Annotated in this window: 12 protein-coding genes and 1 pseudogene; 10 read left to right on the forward strand and 3 right to left on the reverse strand. The window is 37.0% G+C overall.

Annotated features, from left to right (window positions below):
- Positions 1–772, reverse strand: a pseudogene (locus tag RQ907_RS03285) (S9 family peptidase); the annotation flags it as partial.
- Between the two features lie 844 nt (positions 773–1,616).
- Here RQ907_RS03285 and hpf point away from each other — a divergent pair.
- From hpf to RQ907_RS03335, 10 genes are all read left to right on the forward strand, one after another.
- On the forward strand, positions 1,617–2,156 hold the full coding sequence (hpf, locus tag RQ907_RS03290; protein ID WP_311491980.1) for a ribosome hibernation-promoting factor, HPF/YfiA family: 540 nt from the start codon (positions 1,617–1,619) through the stop codon (positions 2,154–2,156).
- A gap of 139 nt (positions 2,157–2,295) precedes the next feature.
- Complete coding sequence (locus RQ907_RS03295) at positions 2,296–3,825, forward strand: YifB family Mg chelatase-like AAA ATPase (protein WP_311491981.1); 1,530 nt, start codon at positions 2,296–2,298, stop codon at positions 3,823–3,825.
- Positions 3,825–5,000: a GspE/PulE family protein gene (locus tag RQ907_RS03300; RefSeq protein WP_311491982.1), complete on the forward strand. Its 1,176-nt coding sequence runs from the start codon at positions 3,825–3,827 to the stop codon at positions 4,998–5,000. The genes RQ907_RS03295 and RQ907_RS03300 overlap by 1 nt, the downstream gene beginning before the upstream one ends.
- 8 nt (positions 5,001–5,008) lie before the next feature.
- Entirely contained in the window at positions 5,009–6,307 is a 1,299-nt protein-coding gene (locus tag RQ907_RS03305) for a S41 family peptidase (protein ID WP_311491983.1), read from the forward strand.
- A 144-nt stretch (positions 6,308–6,451) separates the two neighbouring features.
- Entirely contained in the window at positions 6,452–6,877 is a 426-nt protein-coding gene (locus RQ907_RS03310) for an Hsp20/alpha crystallin family protein (RefSeq protein WP_311491984.1), read from the forward strand.
- Positions 6,878–6,982: 105 nt separating this feature from the next.
- Positions 6,983–7,678 (forward strand): isoprenyl transferase, encoded by a 696-nt coding sequence (locus RQ907_RS03315; RefSeq protein WP_311491985.1) that lies wholly within the window; start codon positions 6,983–6,985, stop codon positions 7,676–7,678.
- The gene (locus tag RQ907_RS03320; RefSeq protein ID WP_311491986.1) at positions 7,675–8,454 is read left to right on the forward strand and encodes a phosphatidate cytidylyltransferase; all 780 of its coding nucleotides are present in this window, start codon (positions 7,675–7,677) and stop codon (positions 8,452–8,454) included. The genes RQ907_RS03315 and RQ907_RS03320 overlap by 4 nt, the downstream gene beginning before the upstream one ends.
- A 9-nt stretch (positions 8,455–8,463) precedes the next feature.
- On the forward strand, positions 8,464–9,483 hold the full coding sequence (locus RQ907_RS03325; protein WP_311491987.1) for a M50 family metallopeptidase: 1,020 nt from the start codon (positions 8,464–8,466) through the stop codon (positions 9,481–9,483).
- A gap of 10 nt (positions 9,484–9,493) precedes the next feature.
- Positions 9,494–10,552, forward strand: coding sequence for a flavodoxin-dependent (E)-4-hydroxy-3-methylbut-2-enyl-diphosphate synthase (gene ispG, locus RQ907_RS03330; RefSeq protein WP_311491988.1), 1,059 nt, complete (start codon positions 9,494–9,496; stop codon positions 10,550–10,552).
- Entirely contained in the window at positions 10,542–14,924 is a 4,383-nt protein-coding gene (locus RQ907_RS03335; protein ID WP_311491989.1) for a PolC-type DNA polymerase III, read from the forward strand. Before ispG ends, RQ907_RS03335 begins: the two co-directional genes overlap by 11 nt.
- 46 nt (positions 14,925–14,970) lie before the next feature.
- Here the strand turns inward: RQ907_RS03335 and RQ907_RS03340 are convergent, their stop codons facing one another.
- Complete coding sequence (locus tag RQ907_RS03340; RefSeq protein WP_311491990.1) at positions 14,971–17,208, reverse strand: ABC transporter permease; 2,238 nt, start codon at positions 17,206–17,208, stop codon at positions 14,971–14,973.
- A partial coding sequence (locus tag RQ907_RS03345; protein ID WP_311491991.1) for an ATP-binding cassette domain-containing protein occupies positions 17,208–17,717 on the reverse strand: 510 nt, incomplete at its 5' end. The genes RQ907_RS03340 and RQ907_RS03345, both read right to left, overlap by 1 nt.

Here is a 17,717-nt window from a genome sequence, read left to right on the forward strand (position 1 = left end):
CATTTATGCCACCCTTTTTCATATCTGTGCCAACAAAAATTAGCCTATCTTCGATAAAGTGAAGGGTGTAGGTAGCATAGCCCTTATCAACGAGGACTTTTTCCTCTCCTGTCTTTAGGTCTTTTAGGATGATGGATTCACGAAATTCCATAACGTCATTGGCATCAGAGTGGCTTCTTATATAGGCGATTTTTCCTAAATCTTCGCTTATATCTAGGCCATTTACTTCATTGTCCTTGTCTGATTTTAGGATTTCTGTAAGTTTGTCAGCCTTTAAATCGTAAAGGTAATAATAGACTGTTTCCTCCTTGAGGTAGCCTGCTCCATTTAGCCAAAAAGGAAGGGTAGTAACTTCTTCATAGGCTTCATTTTCTTTTTCTGTCTTTTTTTCTTCTTCGGTTTTCTTTGGGCTGGCAGAAAGGAGGTAGGTGTTATCCTTAAGCCATTTTAGAGATTTAACATCCTTATCAAGTTTGAAGAGAAGCTCGCCAAGTCCGTGACCGTCATTTTTGTAAAAATAATCATAGGTATCATCAGAGTCGTATTTATATACCAAAGAGCCTTGGCCATCAAAGGTGGAAAGCGAAGCGTTTTTCTTGTCTGTAATCCTGTAGGACTTGCCTAAATCTTTTTGGTAAAGGTAAAGATCGGTGTCATATTTGTTGTCTTTAAGGTTTGCCTGGGTCTTTTTGTAGGCAATTTTATTGTTATCTTTAGAAACTAAGATTCCAGATAGAAATTCATAGTCAAATAAGTCATTAATTTGTGTCATAAATTCTCCTTTATTTTTTATACTATAACTATACCCTTTTGCCTTGGTGGATAAATGTAATAAGCGTCTCAAGCTTGAATAAATCTGTAAATAGTCATATAATATGACTAAGAGAAGCCACCTCTTACCCATCAAAAAAGCCGCAAAGTGCAAACTTTGTGATATTAGGTTGAAATAGTCCCCATACGGGCATCAAAAAAGAGTAGGTGTGAACTACTCTTTTTTACTTTCTTTGCTGCGACTTTCCTTCCGATATTCGAAAAGAATGTCTTTCAACAAAGGCAATATTAGGTTGGATACAATCGTAATGATTATATCAAATATATTCCCCATTGGGCATCACCCCCTTTCTATCGGGGATATTTTTATTATATCACAGAAATAAATTTTTTATTAACTACGATTAGTAAAGACTTTTGGAATCATCTTAATAATATCTTGAAAAATTAAGCTATTTATCATATAATCCTAGTAAGAGAAGCCACCTCTTTTCTATCAAAAAAGCCGCAAAGCGCAAACTTTGTGATACAAAACTTATCAAATGTCCCTATTTGGGTATCGAAAAAAGAGGAGTTGCAGCTCCTCCTTTTTCATTCCTTGTTTCTTTTTTCTTTCCATATTTCGAAAAGAATATTCGATAACAAGGGTAATACAAAACTTGATATAATTATAAAAATTATATCTATCAAATTTTTCCCCATTGGGAATCACCCCCTTTCTTTTGTGGGGATAATTTTATTATAGCATAGAAAAAAATTTTTAAAAAAAAGTTTAAGGAAAAGGTTTTTGGGTATATAATTAATATAAAAGTTAGCACCGTGCTAACTAAATATAGGAGGGAATTATGAAACTAAATATCAAAGCTAAAAATTTCACCTTGACAGAAGATATCAGAATCGAGTCAGAAAAGAAATTTGATAGGTTAGATAAGTATTTCCATGATGAAGAAAATATGGATCTTAAGTTTGCTAAGGAGGGCGTTGGCTATGAGCTTGAAGCCACTATGTTTTTGAAGGGTGGCACAATCTTGAGGGCAGAAGCCTACGAGGAAACTTATGAAAATGCTATTGACAGGGTTATAGATGCTCTAGTTAGACAGATTAGAAAGCATAAGACTAGACTTCAAAGGGGCAGACAAACCGGCGATAGCATCAAGTTTGAAGTCTTTGACGCAGATGTCAAAGCAGATGAAAAAGAAGAAGAAATCAAGATAGCCAGGGAAAAAACTATCCCAGTTAAACCTATGAGTGCAGAAGAGGCTATCCTCCAAATGGAACTACTAAACCACAACTTCTTTGTTTACGAAGATGCAGAAGACATGGAAGTAAGGGTTGTTTATAAGAGAAAAAAAGGTGACTACGGTCTAATTGTTCCTACTAAATAAATTTAATACATTCGATACCGAAAAATTTTCGTTCGGTGTTTTTCTCCTTTCTCCCACCTCGAGGTGGGAGTTTTATTTTGCTCGATTTTCCCTTAGGATTTTGATTTTATGTTATAATTATATAAGAAAGTGAGGACTTATGTATTCTAAAACTAACACCACATCCCTAATTGGCCTTGAGGGCAAGTTAGTGGAAGTTGAAAGCGATATTACATCAGGAATGCCAGCCTTTAATATAGTTGGTTTGCCAGATTCATCTATAAAAGAATCCAAGGATAGGGTGAGGGTTGCCCTTGTTAATTCATCATATAAATTTCCTGCAGGTAGGATTACCATCAACCTTTCACCAGCAGATTTAAAAAAAGAGGGAACTCAGCTTGATTTGCCCATAGCTATTTCTCTTTTAAGTTCCATGGGAGTTATAGACAGGGCCTACGATGACTATATATTTTTGGGAGAACTTTCCCTAGATGGGAGAATTCTGCCAATTAGAGGTGCCCTAGCCATGGTGATTTCTATGAGGGAGCAGGGTTTTAGGAAATTTATAATTTCTGAAGACAACAAGGAAGAATGTGCCATAATTTCCGATATAGAGGTCTATCCTTTTAATAAATTAAATGATGTGGTAGCCTTTTTGAATGGAGATTTGAAAAAAGATTTTTACAAGATTAATCCGGCCCTTTTGAAGGAAGAAATTTCTTATGACTTGGACTTTAAGGACCTCAAGGGTCAGGAAAATCTAAAAAGAGCACTTCAAATAGCGGCAGCGGGCGGTCACAATTTGTTAATGGTTGGCCCTCCAGGATCTGGCAAGACTTTCTCTGCCAAACATTTGCCTACAATCCTACCCGACATGAGTTTTGAGGAAAGAGTCGAGGTAACAAAAATCTATTCGATTATGGGTCTTTTAGACAGTGGCCATTTGGTAAGTGCAAGGCCTTTTAGGGCTCCCCACCACTCTTCAAGCCAGGTTGCCCTAATCGGAGGTGGCCATTCTGTGCCAAAACCAGGCGAAATCACCCTTGCCCACAGGGGAGTATTGTTTTTGGATGAATTTCCAGAATACCAGAAAAACGTCATAGAAGCCTTGAGGGAACCTCTCGAAAACAAGGAAATAAATGTGGCCCGTGCCCAGGCAAGTGTAAAATATCCGTCAGACTTTATCTTAATTGCAGCCATGAACCCTTGTCCATGTGGCAATTATGGCAATCCTCTCAAAGAATGTACCTGTTCGGTTAACGAAATCAGAAGGTACTTAAACAAGATTTCATCTCCTATTTTAGATAGGATTGACATTCACATCGAGATAAGGCCTGTAAAATACGATGATTTGAATGATGAAACCAAGTCAAAATCTTCTGCCGAGCTAAAAAGCGAAGTGGTAAGGGCAAGGCAAATCCAAGCTGACAGGTACAAGGACGAAAAAATCAAGACTAATGCCTTGCTATCAACCAGACAGATGAAAAAATATATAAAATTAAGTCCCGAAGTAGAAAAAATCGGCCAGATGGCTTTCAATAAATATAATTTTTCTGTAAGGAGCTACAACAAGGTCCTAAAAATGGCAAGGACCATAGCAGACTTAGAGGCAAGCGAGGAAATAACAGCTAAACACCTCTTAGAAGCTGTAAGATACAGGTCACTTGACGATAAGTATTGGAGTGTATAATGTTAGATCAAAGGCAAATTGCTGTTGATATTGACGGCTTTATAGAAAATTTAATAAGAACAGCCATCGGCCTTTACGCATCCGATATCCACCTCCAACCAGAAGAAGGCTATGGTAAAGTTAGGCTAAGAATAGACGGGACCCTTATTGATATTATGCAAATCAAGAGGGAATATTTTGACATGGTATCTTCAAAAATAAAGCTATCCTGTGGAATGGATATATCACAAAAAAGGATGCCCCAGGATAAGTCCATGAAGTATGAAAGCTTTCCAGGCATCGACTTTAGGGTATCATCAGTTCCAACAATCCTTGGCGAAAAAATAGTTATAAGGATTTTATCAATAGATATTTTTATGGAAAAGGCCAGGCTTTTGGGTTTTTCTGATGATAGCAAGGAAAAATTGGAAAGAGCCATCAGGAAAAAATCTGGCATAATCTTAATGACAGGGCCAACTGGATCAGGAAAGACAACTTCTTTGTATGCCCTCCTTGAGAAACTCAACAGGGAAGATGTAAACATAATCACCATCGAAGACCCAGTAGAATACAAGATTGAAAATATAAACCAAATTTCAATCAACGAAAAAATTGGATTAACATATCCAGTGATCCTCAAGTCAATCCTCCGCCAAGACCCAGATATAATAATGATTGGGGAAATTAGAGACAGGCAAACTGCAGAAATCGCCATCAGAGCGGCCATAACTGGCCACCTAATCCTATCTACTGCCCACACCCGTGACGCATTTTCAGGCCTCATCAGGCTAAAAGATTTGGGAGTAGAAGACTACCTCATAAGGGCAGCAGTAAATCTTTTGGCAGGTCAAAGGCTAGTGAGAAAACTCTGCGACTGCAAAAGGGCTGATATTATGACCGATGCAGAATATGAACTAATGTCAGCCTACATAAAAGTCGACAGGGAAAGAAAAATCTACAGACCAGTAGGGTGTCCATACTGCAACGGAGGCTACAAGGGCCGCCAGGCAGTAGAAGAAGTAATAAGCATAGATAATGAATTTAAAGACATCCTAAGAAAATATGGCCTAGAAAGTGAAAAAATAGAAGAAAAACTAAACAAAGACGGCTTTAGACCAATGCTAGTAAACGGCCTAATCCAAGTCTTAGAAGGCGAAACTTCTTTTGAAGAAATTTTGAATGTCCTAGGCAATTGAGGAAAAATATGAAAAAAACTAAAAAAATATTATATTTAGCAATTTCACTTATTATTGGGATTTCCATATCTTTTATTATAAGAGATAAGAAGGTGCATTTTGATTATGAAATTGACCCTAAATATTATTCCGGAGACCAAAGTCCTTTTGAAAATGACTTTGACTATGCCTTTGACACTCTAGAAAAATACTACGCCCTTTTTTATAGGAATGGGACCTATGATTTTTTGAAAAATCGAGAATCTTACAAAAATGAAATTAAAAACCTAAAGACCGATAAAGAATTTTTTGACAAGATGAATAGGATTTTAGAAGATTTGGGCGATGGTCACACCAATCTTCTTGATAATAATGAGTCTTATGATATGAAAGAGACCTTTGTCCTTTCAAATAAGGAGGAAAAAGGTCTGGTTAATGTTGATTTGATAAATTATTTATTTGGGACAAAAATTTCACGTTTTTTTGAAAAAATTTTTATAGAATCTAAGGCTGCTACAAAAAATCTAATAACCCTAGATATAAATAAGGACATAGCCTACTTAAAAATCAGGGCAATGATTGACCCTGGCACACCTGATTTTGAGGAAGATTTAGAACTTTTAAAGACTTATCTAAAAAAATCAAAAAATAAAAAGGCCTTAATTATTGACCTTAGGGGAAATGGTGGGGGCAATTCTGCTTACACAAATTTCTTTCTATATCCAATGATTTTGGGCAAGAAGGGCTTTAAAGAAAGCCACGAATATATCCTATTTAGGTCAGATGAGGTTTTTAAGTACGATCCGCAATATCCTGAGTTGAGGGATTCTATAAAGAAAATCAAGGAGTCGGATTTTAAATATTTGGAAGAAAATATTCCTTTTCTCAAAAAAGATAAGAAGATGATGGATGATATTAGAAAAAACTACACCCACATTATCTTTAATCCAGGTCTTGAAAATTCAGGAGAGTTTGGTGATGATTATAAATTTAATGGCAAGCTCTATCTTTTGATCGATGAGGATGTCTACTCATCAGCCCAAATTGCAGCCCACTTTTTTAGGGACAATGACCTAGGGACTATCATAGGGGAAAAGACAGGTGGCGATGGGATAGGGACAACACCCGCCATGGTCAAACTTCCAAACACTAAGTACATCCTAAGATTTTCCCACGAGCTAGGTCTTAGGGAAACAGAATCAATGGAAGAATCAACCTACACAATCCCTGATATAGAAATCCCAAGAAAAGACCAATCAGAAATCCCTTCTAATGATGGGTGTGTGAAGAAAGTAATAGAAATAGAAAGCAAAAGTCCGATTAAATAGAGCCTTTAGAGGCTCTTTTGTTTTAATAAAAATTTCTCAATAAAAATTTGACTTTCTCTGACCTTCATAGTATATTATGAATGTAAGAAGTTAGCAGTCGCACAATGAGAGTGCTAATAAAAATAAAATAAGGAGTGAATAATTATGGCAAATCTTATTAGAAAAAATAATTCTTTATCAAGATACAATGATTTTTATGATATGGTGGATTCCTTCTTTAATGCACCTATGGAAACAAATGTTTTTGAGTCTTCTTTTAAGCTAGATGTAGCAGAAGATGATGATAAATTTTTAGTAGAAGCAGAGATGCCTGGTATAGACAAGGACTCCATTGACATAGACTTTGACAGGGGACAACTTACACTAACAGTTAACTCTCACACTGAAAATACAGATGAAAAGAAAAATTACATCCACAAGGAAAGAAAATCTACCAGGATGACAAGGACCATGTATTTTGGCGATATAGATGAGGAAAATATCCAGGCTAAACTTGACAATGGTATCCTAGAAATAGAAATTCCAAAACGCAAGGAAGAAAAAACTAATAAAAAGATAGAAATTAAATAAAATCACAAGCAGCTAGGCTTTCCTGGCTGCTTTTTTGGTCCAAATTTACATAGATAAATTGCCCATCTTTGAGTATAATGACATAAGAATTTTAAAAGGGGACTTATGACTGAATTAAAAATACCTGACCACATTGCGATTGTCCTTGATGGCAATGGTAGGTGGGCAAAAAAACAAAATAGGCCTAGGACCTTCGGCCACAAGGAAGGTGCGGAAAATGTGGTTAGGATTGCTAAAGCTGCCAAGAAGTTTGGGGTTAAGACTTTGACTCTTTACGCATTTTCTACAGAAAATTGGAAGAGACCGGCGTCTGAAGTTGGGTTTTTGATGGATTTACTAATTAAGTTTGTAAATTCAAAACTTAAAGAACTTATAGATGAAGATTGCAAGCTAAATTTCTTGGGAGACCTATCAAAGCTTCCAAAAAAGACCTATGAGACTTGTCTTTCCGCTATAGAAAAAACCAAGGATAATAAGTCCTTTACCGTAAATATTGCCTTAAATTATGGGGGTAGGGATGAAATCGTCCATTCCTTTAAACAAATTATAGAAAAAGGTTATGGTAGGGATGAGATTACAGAAGAATTAATTTCTGATAATTTATATACGGCAGGCCAATCTGACCCAGATTTATTAATTAGACCTGGTGGGGAAATTAGGCTTTCAAATTTTCTTATCTATCAGCTTGCCTACACAGAATTATATTTTACAGATGTTTTGTGGCCAGATTTTACAGAAGATGACCTAAGGGAAGCAATTCTTGCTTTTACCAAAAGAGATAGAAGATATGGTGGTTTATGATTAAGTTTTTAAACAGGGCCTTTGGTGGCGCTGTCATTTTAACACTTTTAATATTGATAACATATTTAGGGAGGATTCCTCTTGCTCTTGGGGTGGCAGCTTTTTCTTATATTGCCCTTCATGAGATGGATAAGGCCCTAAAAAAGATAGACCTCCACTTGCCAATGAAGTGTCTTTACCTTACAAATGGTATAATCATGGCGGCGGCCTTTATAAATAATTCTGATCTTTATATAGCATCTATTGTGGTATCAGTTTTATTTTTGTTTATGTATATTATTTTAAGGAGCCATTACACTCTTTATGATGCATTTGCTGCAGCCTTTGTCATGCTTTATGTGTCATTTTTGATTTCCCATATTTTGAGGATAAAAAATGTATCATACGTTTGGATGCTTTATATCACAGCTTGGGGATCAGACACTTTTGCCTATTTAGTTGGCAGTCTTTTTGGCAAGCACAAAATGGCGTGGATGGCTCATATTAGCCCACACAAGACTATAGAAGGGTCCCTTGGGGGGATTGTTGGTGCGACAATTTTAAATATTGTTTATTGCCATGAATTTGGCCTTGAAAATTATATTAGAGAGATAGTTATTTTTACAATTGTAGCTGCGATTATGTCTCAAATTGGAGATTTGATTGCATCTTATATTAAAAGACAAACTGGAATTAAAGATTTTGGTAATTTGATACCAGGCCACGGTGGCATCCTTGATAGGTTTGATTCTATCATGTTTATTGCCCCTGTCCTTTATCTTTTTTCTAGGGTTTAAGGAGAGAAAATGAGAATAGTTTTAGCGGTAGTTTTATTTTTGCTACTGATAGTTTTTCACGAATTTGGCCACTTTATTGTGGCTAAAAAGTCGGGTATAAAGGTAAATGAATTTGCAGTTGGTATGGGGCCCCTTATTTATTCAAAGGAAAAGGGTGAGACCAAGTATTCCTTTAGGCTAATTCCTATTGGTGGTTATTGTGCCATGGAGGGTGAAGATGATGAATCAAGCGACCCAAGGAGTTATGACAATGCTCCAGCCTTTAAGAGGTTTTTAACAATTCTCGCAGGGCCTGTGGCAAATTTGATTATAGCTGTAGTGGTCTTTACCATTGTTGGCTTAATTAGTGGAATAATTACAACAAAAATCGGTGATTTTACAGAAAATTCGCCAGCCAAAGAAGTCGGTATGGAAGTAGGAGATGAAATCAGAAAGGTCGGAGATAGGGATATCAAAGATTTTGCTGATATTTCTGCAGGAATTTCTGAATTTTATAAGGATAAGGATTATAAAAAGCCTCTTACAGTAGAGTATTTTAGGCAAAGTTCAGATACAGTAACTGCTGTAGATTTGAAGGTAGAAGTAAAGGACGATCATGCTTATATTGGTATAATCCCAGCTAGGAGAAAGCCTAATCTTATAGAAGCTTTTGGCCTAGGTTTTAGCGAGACTTGGAAAAATGTCAAGATGATTTTTGTGATTTTAGGCAGGCTTTTTACTGGTAAACTCGCCTTTGGAGCCCTATCAGGTCCTGTTGGTGTCCTTAAGGAAATAGGCAACCAAGCCCAAAATGGTCTTGCAAGCCTACTTTACTTTTTGGCCTATATTTCAGTAAACCTTGCAGTTTTTAACCTCTTGCCAATACCTGCCCTTGATGGGTCAAAGCTTTTGACAAGTGGGATTGAAATGATAACTGGCAAAAAAATTAATAAGAAAATCGAAGAGAAAGTTACCATGGTTGGATTTTTCATTTTGTTGGGTCTGATTTTGGTGGTTTCTATAAAGGATATCATAAATATATTTAGATAAGAAGGTATAAATGAGAAAAGAAACAAGAAAAATTTTTGTAGGAGATGTTGCTGTTGGTGGCGGCTCTCCTATTTCTATCCAATCAATGACAACAGCGAAGACATCCGATGTAGAAGCTGTAGTTAAGCAAATTAAAGCTTTAGAGGCTGAAGGATGTGATATTTCAAGGTCTGCTGTAAATACAATAGAAGATGCTAAGGCCATTCCTAAAATCAAAAGCCTGACAAATATTCCCTTTGTTGCCGACATCCAATTTGATTATAGGCTCGCTCTTGCAGCTGTGGAAAATGGTTGTGACTGCTTGAGATATAATCCAGGCAATATAGGTGGTAGGGACAAGGTGGCACTTCTTGTTGAAGAATGTAAGAAAAGAAGGATTCCAATAAGGATTGGGGTTAATTCTGGATCTGTTTCAAGAGAGATAGTCGATCGTTTTGGCGGAGTTAACAAGGATTCTCTTGTGGCAAGTGCTATTGAAGAGGTAAAAATTCTTGAAGATATGGATTTTCATGACATAAAAATTTCTGTGAAGTCTTCTGATGTAATTACCATGATTGACGCCTATAGGCTTTTGTCATCTAAAGTAGATTATCCTTTGCACCTAGGAGTAACAGAAGCGGGCCCTCTTTACCAAGCTCTTGTTAAGTCCTCAATTGGAATTGGCTCTCTCCTTAAGGACGGAATTGGAGATACTTTGAGGGTTTCTATCACAGGTGATATTGTTGAGGAAGTAAGGGCTGGAAAGGCAATACTTAAGGCACTTGGCCTTAGGAGAGATGGACTCGATATAGTTTCTTGTCCAACTTGTTCCCGTACAAGTGTTGATTTATCAAATATAGTAGCAGAAGTTGAAGAAAAGTCAAGGGGTCTTGATATCAATGCCAAGGTTGCCATCATGGGTTGTCCGGTAAATGGACCTGGAGAATCAAAAGAGGCAGAGTATGGGATTTCTGCTGCCAATGGCATGGGATTTTTGTTTAAAAATGGCAAGACTGTGAAGAAAGTAAAAGAAGAAGAGATAGTCGATACCCTAATTGAAGTTTTAAAAGAAGAGAAAAATGAAAATTGACCTGGCAAGATTAATTAATGTTGAAAAAAATTCATACACCATAATAAGCGCAATTTTTCACCAAAAAGAAAACCTCCTAGAGATTAAAATAAAATCTGAAAATCCCCTTGATTCTCATCTTGAGGAGGACTTGAGGGAGTATTTTTCTTATGTGGACTTAAAGATTTCCTATGAAAAAATTATCGTAACAACCTATGACGACTACATCCCAGAATACGAGGGCGAGGTCGAATACGAAGACGTGCCTGATGACTTAAATAATATAGTTTTTAGGGATGAAAAAAATCTTTACCCAGCAAGTGGTGAAGATGTTAAAAATGAGCCGGGCCCTAAAGTGGGTGAAAATGAATCAGAGCTTAGAAATGTTGTGGAAAATGACCAGCCAACTCCAGATACAGATGATAAGGACCTTGAAGTTTTTGATCCAAGCCAAGATGACCCTTTTAATGAGGAAGATTTTGCTGAAGAAAAACAAAATCTTGGGGAAAATGAAGATTCTACTGAAGAAGCTTTAATAGCAGAAAATCCAGAAGAAAAAGATTTGGAAGAGGAAGACCAAGAAGAGGAAAATTCTAGCTTTGATGATTTAAAAAAGGCCAAGGAAGCCCAACTCCAAAGGAAAATAGCCCAGGCCCTCAATTACCAAAATAAGCAAAAGGAAAAGGAAGACGCTCAAAAAAACACTGACGGCTTAAATTTTGGGAGAAAAATCAAGGCTGACCCTATACAAATCGAGGATATTTATGACAAAAAAGGCATGACCAACTCCCTAATTGGTAAAATTTACGGCTTAAGCTGCCTTGAAACCAAGTCGGGTTATTTTATTTATACTTTTGATTTGGAAGATAAGACTGATGCCATTTCCTGCAAGCTTTTTGCCAACAAGAAAAATAATTTCAAGGTCGAAGGCTTGAAAGATGGGATGGCTGTCCAAGTCGAAGGAGTTTTAAACTTTGATGACTACGCCAAGGAAGATGTCTTTACAGTTAATTCTATTACAGATGCCCTAATTTCAAAGAAAGTAGACCTGGCAGCTGATAAGAGGTTTGAACTTGAACTTCATTCTAAATATACCAACCTAGATGGTTTTGTGGATGACGGTGACCTCTTGCCTGTCCTTAAGGAATGGGGTTGGGATACAATTGGTATTACCGATACAGAAAATCTCCAGGTTTTGCCTTATGTTTATGACACCTATAAGAAAAACGGGATTAGGGTTTTAAACGGGGTAGAACTTCTCCTAGTAGAAGATGATTTGAGAATCCTAACAAATCTTTCGGGCGAAGACTTGCCTACATTCAAGAATTTAGAAGACGGGTCTTTTGTAGTTTTCGATATAGAAACCACAGGACTTTTGAAATACAGGGATGCCATTACAGAAATCGGTGCTGTGAGGGTTGAAAATGGGGAAATAACTGAAACCTACAACAAATTGATAAACCCTGAAAGAATCCTACCTGAAAAGATTGTTGAGATTACAGGGATAACCGATGCAATGCTTGCTGATAAACCAAAGATTGGCGAGGTCTTGCCAGGATTTTTGGATTTTTGTGGGGATAGTTTGATTGTTGGTCAAAATACAGACTTTGACGTTGGATTTATAAGAGAAAACGCCAAGAGATTGGGACTTAAATTTGATCCAATTTATCTTGATACCCTACCTATGGCCCGTGCCCTCTTTGATGATATGGGAAAATTCTCCCTAGATAAGATTGCCAGAAAGCTTGATATACCAGCCTTTAACCACCATAGGGCAAGCGACGATGCTAGGGCAACAGCTCAAATTTTCATCAAGATGTATAAGATGATTATGGACCAAGAAGGCCTTGATATTTCAAAGATAAATAAGCTAAAGACAAATTATCCAAAGGCCAAGCACGAAACTTTTTCTGCCCTAGCCTTTGCCAAGGATAAGACAGGTCTTAAAAATCTTTACAAACTAATTTCCGAATCAAGGATGAATTACATGGCAAACGGCGAAGCCAGGACACCTATGTCTGTCCTTGAAAAATACAGGGAAGGCTTGGTTTTGGGTGCTGGTGGAGCAGAGGGTATGGTTTTTGAATATATTCTAGGCGAGAGAAGCGAAAGGCAAATAAAAAGAGTCCTAGACCTTTTTGATTTTTATCAGGTAGAGCCTGTTTCTATGTTTTTGGATAAGGTAGAAAGTGGAAAAATCGACTCCCTAGCCCAAGTTAAGGAAATAAACCAGAAGATAATTGATTTTGGGGAAGAAAATAAGAAGTTAGTGGCAGCCACAGGTGGGGTGAGATACCTTGAACCTGGTGACTACAAGTTAAGAAACGTTCTTAAAAAAGGTTCTTTCTTCTTTTATAGGGAAAACAGACCTCTTTATTATTTGAGGACTACAGAAGAAATGCTAAATGAATTCGCCTACCTTGGCGATTCTAAGGCCTATGAACTTGTAATTAGAAATCCAAAGAAAATCGTGGCGACTCTTGAAGATATAAGGCCAATTCCTCACGGAACCTTCCCACCAAAAATCGCAGGTTCTGAGGAAATGCTCAGGGATACTTGTTTTAAAAAAGCCCACGAAATTTACGGTGACCCTCTTCCAAAAATTGTCCAAGATAGGCTTGATAGGGAGCTTCATTCTATTATTTCAAATGGTTACGCAGTATTATATATTATTGCCCAGAAACTTGTAAAAAAATCTAACGAGGACGGTTATCTTGTTGGTTCTAGGGGGTCAGTTGGTTCATCTTTTGCTGCAACCATGGCTGACATTACAGAAGTAAACCCACTTTCACCTCACTATATTTGTCCGAATTGTAAGCATTCGGAATTTTTTGAGGAAGACTTGTTGGGTTCTGGTATAGATTATCCAGACAAAGATTGTCCGGTATGTGGGACACCAATGCATAAGGATGGTCACAATATCCCATTTGAAGTGTTTTTAGGTTTTGAAGGTGATAAGGAACCTGATATAGACTTAAACTTTGCTGGCGAATACCAACCAACCATCCATAAGTACACCGAAGTACTTTTCGGTGAGGGCAAGGTTTTTAGGGCAGGAACAATTGGAAAAATCCAGGACAACACTGCCTTTGGTTATATCAAAAAATACATGGAAGAAAATAACTTAAACTTAACCAACGCCCAGGTTAGGAAACTCCAAAGGGGTCTAAAGGATGTAAAAAGGTCAACAGGTCAACATCCGGGCGGGCTTATAGTAGTGCCTGATGATATAGAGGTTTTCGATATTTGCCCAATCCAATATCCGGCAGATGATCCAGCTAGCGGCAATAAGACTACCCATTTCCCATACAGGGTTATGGAGGAAACTCTATTGAAACTTGACCTTTTGGGCCACGATGTGCCTTCAGTTATCAGACACCTTCAAGACCTCACTGGGACAGACCCACTTAAGATAAAGATGGACGACCAAGACGTAATGAAGATTTTCTCCTGCACAGAACCTCTTAAAATCAAACACGATTTTTCAAATAACGATATAGGAACTCTTGGTATCCCAGAATTTGGAACAAATTTCGTTCGTGGAATGCTTAAGGACACCTATCCTAAAAAGTTTTCTGAGATGGCGAGGATTTCTGGTCTTTCCCATGGAACCAACGTTTGGCTTAACAATGCCCAGGATTTAATTAAGTCAAATACAGCTGGCTTTAATGAGATTATTTCAACTAGGGATGATATTATGAACGCCCTTATCCAGGAAGGCCTTGATAAGAAAAAGTCCTTCATGATTATGGAAAAAGTTCGTAAGGGCAAGGGACTTAGCGAGGAAGAAATTGACTATATGAGGGAAAATGGGGTCAAGGACTGGTATATAGATTCTTGCCTTAAGATTGCCTATCTTTTCCCAAAGGCCCACGCCGTTGCCTATTGTTTGATGTCTTACAGGATTGCTTATTACAAGGTTTACTATCCTGAAGCTTTCTACGCTTCATATTTCTCATCAAAATTAGGGGACTTCACCTATTCGACAATCCTATCTGGTCTTGAATCTGTCCAGATGGCCTTAAATGCCTACAAGGAAATGTTTAACATAAGCAAGAGAGATCAGGATTTGAGGACTGTCCTTGAAGTGGCTGAAGAAATGCACGCCAGGGAAATAAAAATCAGAAAAGCTGATATTTACGAATCCGATGCCACAAAATTTTTGATTAAGGACGGGGAAATCCTTCCACCTTTGGCTGCAGTTGATGATGTGAGCGAGGCCATGGCAAAGGATATAGTAGAAGAAAGGGTAAAGGGCGACTTTATTTCTATAGAAGACCTCACATCTAGGACTTCGGTAAATAAAAACGCCCTTAAAAGCTTAAAAGATTTGGGAATCATAGAAGGAATCCAAGAAGAAAATCAAATGAGCCTATTTGATGGCTTGTTCTAAGAAAAAGCCTGTTGGAGAGAAGTTTTGCTTCTTCCAACAGGTTTTTTTATCCGTTTATAATCTTTAATTCTTTGACCATATCTACTTTTGCAATTTTTCTTTTTTCCAATATTTGTACTAGGATAAAAATTATTAAACTTAAGCCTATGGCTTCAAAGAAACTTGAAAGAGGAATATTTATCTCTACATAGGCATCTAGTTTGGTGATGGCTAAGCGTGTCATTAACCTAATTAGGAAGTCCATGACAGGAATCATTACAATTTCAAAGACTAGGAGGATTAGGAAAATAGGATTTGTATAAATCGCAGTAGCCTCTCCATCTCTTATTCCAAAGACCTTTAGGTAGGATATATTTGTCTTTGACTTATCTATGATTAGGCTGGTAACCAGATAGGAAATGATAAGGTAAAAGACTAGGGTCACGACCAAGAGACTATCGAAGACTCCACCAAAGGAATCTAGGAAGTGGGTCATAAACTTATTCATTTCTTCCTTGTTAATTTCATTTACAAGGAGATTTTTGTCGATATTTAGTTTTTGATTAGACCCGTAGGCATTGAAATATTCCTTATCTTGACCTATTATCTTGTTTATCTCTTCTCTTTTTCCGAGAATTTGGAATTGGTTGTTGGCTTCATCTATATATTTTATCTTAAGATTTACCTTGTCATAGTTGAAATTTTCTATGACTTGGAGCTTATCGCCTATTTTTAATTTATAAACCTTGGCCATACCCTTTGAAATTATTACATCTTCCTTATCCAAATTTCCGATATCCAAATCCTTATATTTTGAATCTGCATCCACTCCTAGGCACTGGATTTTTTTCATATTAAAATCTACCAAGTTGAAGCTAAGAATAGAAATTTTATCAGCTTTGATTTTAGGGTCTGGAGCCTTTACTATATAGGTGTGGTCATATTTCATTGAATCTTTGACCTTTTGCGCATAGTCTGTAAAAATTGGTTTCACACCTAGAGAATAAATTAAAAGGATGTTGGCAAGACCTATACCAAAAATTAGGCTGATAATATTGGCCCTATTGGCAAGGATGACCCTCAACCTAAATTTATTTATAAAGGTAAATTTATCTAGCCTTAACCTTAGCCTAGCCCTTGGTGATTTGATTGTATTTCTCAAAAAGTCTATGGCCTTGTGCTTAAGAGCCTTGTTGATTACTAGGAAATTTATTATCAAATATATCACAAGAGGTATGAGGCTTGTTAGGATAAAGGACCTTAGGTTAAAAGAAACTACGAATTTTGGTAGGTCGTAGGACTTGTAGTAGAGGGAGGTGTAGGTCTGGTAGGCATAGGTATAGGCAATGATATTGCCGATTAGGCAAGCAAGCAGGGTAATAAATATAGGCATGACCATATAGGATTTTCTTAGTTCACTTTTTTTATAGCCTGAAGCAAGGAGGGTGCCTATAATTGGAGCTTCTTCTTCAATCATGGATTTGACTTGAATGGCGCTGATAAAGGCTATAGCTAGGATAAGGACAACCATAAGGGTTGTCATCATTGGCACATCCCCACCCATGTCTTCTATAAAAAACCTGATGCACTGGTTGTCATATTTTAAGAGCGAATCTATGGCCATATTTTTTTGGTTAATGATTTTAAGTAGGTCCTTTTGCTTTTCCCTAGCCTTTGATTTTGGCAAATCTTCCTTATCTTTGTAGGAATATTGGCAGGTGATTTGATCTGTTATCTCTTTTAGGCAATTTTTTGCCACAAGGCCCACCCCAAAAAATCCAGGATCCATAACTAGGTCACTATTGTTTTTAAGAAGGGTAGAATAGTCAGGAAGGGCGATAAGACCAACAATCTTATAGGTTTTTCCTTCTAGGCTAAGTGAATCTCCAGTTTTTAAATTATTTGCCCTGGCGTAGTTTGCAGACAGAGCAAGCTCACCCTTAGTTTGGGCAAGTCTGCCTTCAAGGATGGATGGGATGTTGATTTTATCCCTATTTTCAAAGACTCTTAGATTTTTATTTTCTCCTGATTTTGCCTTTACATAAAAATTTTCATATAGATTTATTTTTTTATTTTCCAAATCCTTAAAACTTTGATCATCTAATTTTTCAAGGGTGGTAAAATTACCATCTTCAACCTTGCCCTGGTTTATAAGCTCGTAGTAGAGCTTTTTTGTAGAATCTTGGGCTGTAAAAAAAGATGAAGAAAATATAATTATAAAGCAAAGGGCTATGAAAATAGGCAAGACCCTAGAAGGGTGAAAATAAACTTGCCTGTAGGCTCTCTTGTAAATTGGGTTTTTCATTACCAGGTCACATCCTTTGCTAGAATTTTCTCATCATTTTTGACATAGGATTTTACCTTGCCATCGTGGATATTTAGGATGTAATCACACATCTTGCTAATTTGGATGTTGTGGCTGGCTATAAGAATAGTAGCCTTATAGTCCTTGTTCATTTTCTCAAGCAAGCAGAGGACGTCCTTGGCACTTTCGTAATCTAGGGCACCGGTAGGCTCGTCACAAATTAAAATTTCCGGTCTTTTGATAAGAGCTCTGGCTATAGAAGTTCTCTGGGCTTGTCCACCTGAGATCTCGTTTGGATACTTATAAAGTTGGTCCTTAATCCCCAGGTCTTCGACAAGTTTATTTACATCTAGGGGATTTTTTGCCAAAAACTTTCCTACTTCTATATTATCTAAAATATTTAGTTCGCTAATTAGTTTAGAAAATTGAAAAACACAACCTAACTTATTTCTCCGGTAGGTTTCTAAATCTTTTTTACTCATGCTGGCAAGGATTTCCTCGCCAACAAA

The organism is uncultured Anaerococcus sp., from assembly GCF_963510575.1.
In the GTDB taxonomy this organism is placed as follows: domain Bacteria; phylum Bacillota; class Clostridia; order Tissierellales; family Peptoniphilaceae; genus Anaerococcus.

Excerpts from the sequence above, each read along its gene's own strand:
- hpf (WP_311491980.1), top strand. The coding sequence starts at position 1,617 with ATGAAACTAAATATCAAAGCTAAAAATTTCACCTTGACAGAAGATATC.
- RQ907_RS03295 (WP_311491981.1), top strand. The coding sequence starts at position 2,296 with ATGTATTCTAAAACTAACACCACATCCCTAATTGGCCTTGAGGGCAAG.
- RQ907_RS03300 (WP_311491982.1), top strand. The coding sequence starts at position 3,825 with ATGTTAGATCAAAGGCAAATTGCTGTTGATATTGACGGCTTTATAGAA.
- RQ907_RS03305 (WP_311491983.1), top strand. The coding sequence starts at position 5,009 with ATGAAAAAAACTAAAAAAATATTATATTTAGCAATTTCACTTATTATT.
- RQ907_RS03310 (WP_311491984.1), top strand. The coding sequence starts at position 6,452 with ATGGCAAATCTTATTAGAAAAAATAATTCTTTATCAAGATACAATGAT.
- RQ907_RS03315 (WP_311491985.1), top strand. The coding sequence starts at position 6,983 with ATGACTGAATTAAAAATACCTGACCACATTGCGATTGTCCTTGATGGC.
- RQ907_RS03320 (WP_311491986.1), top strand. The coding sequence starts at position 7,675 with ATGATTAAGTTTTTAAACAGGGCCTTTGGTGGCGCTGTCATTTTAACA.
- RQ907_RS03325 (WP_311491987.1), top strand. The coding sequence starts at position 8,464 with ATGAGAATAGTTTTAGCGGTAGTTTTATTTTTGCTACTGATAGTTTTT.
- ispG (WP_311491988.1), top strand. The coding sequence starts at position 9,494 with ATGAGAAAAGAAACAAGAAAAATTTTTGTAGGAGATGTTGCTGTTGGT.
- RQ907_RS03335 (WP_311491989.1), top strand. The coding sequence starts at position 10,542 with ATGAAAATTGACCTGGCAAGATTAATTAATGTTGAAAAAAATTCATAC.
- RQ907_RS03340 (WP_311491990.1), bottom strand. The coding sequence starts at position 17,208 with ATGAAAAACCCAATTTACAAGAGAGCCTACAGGCAAGTTTATTTTCAC.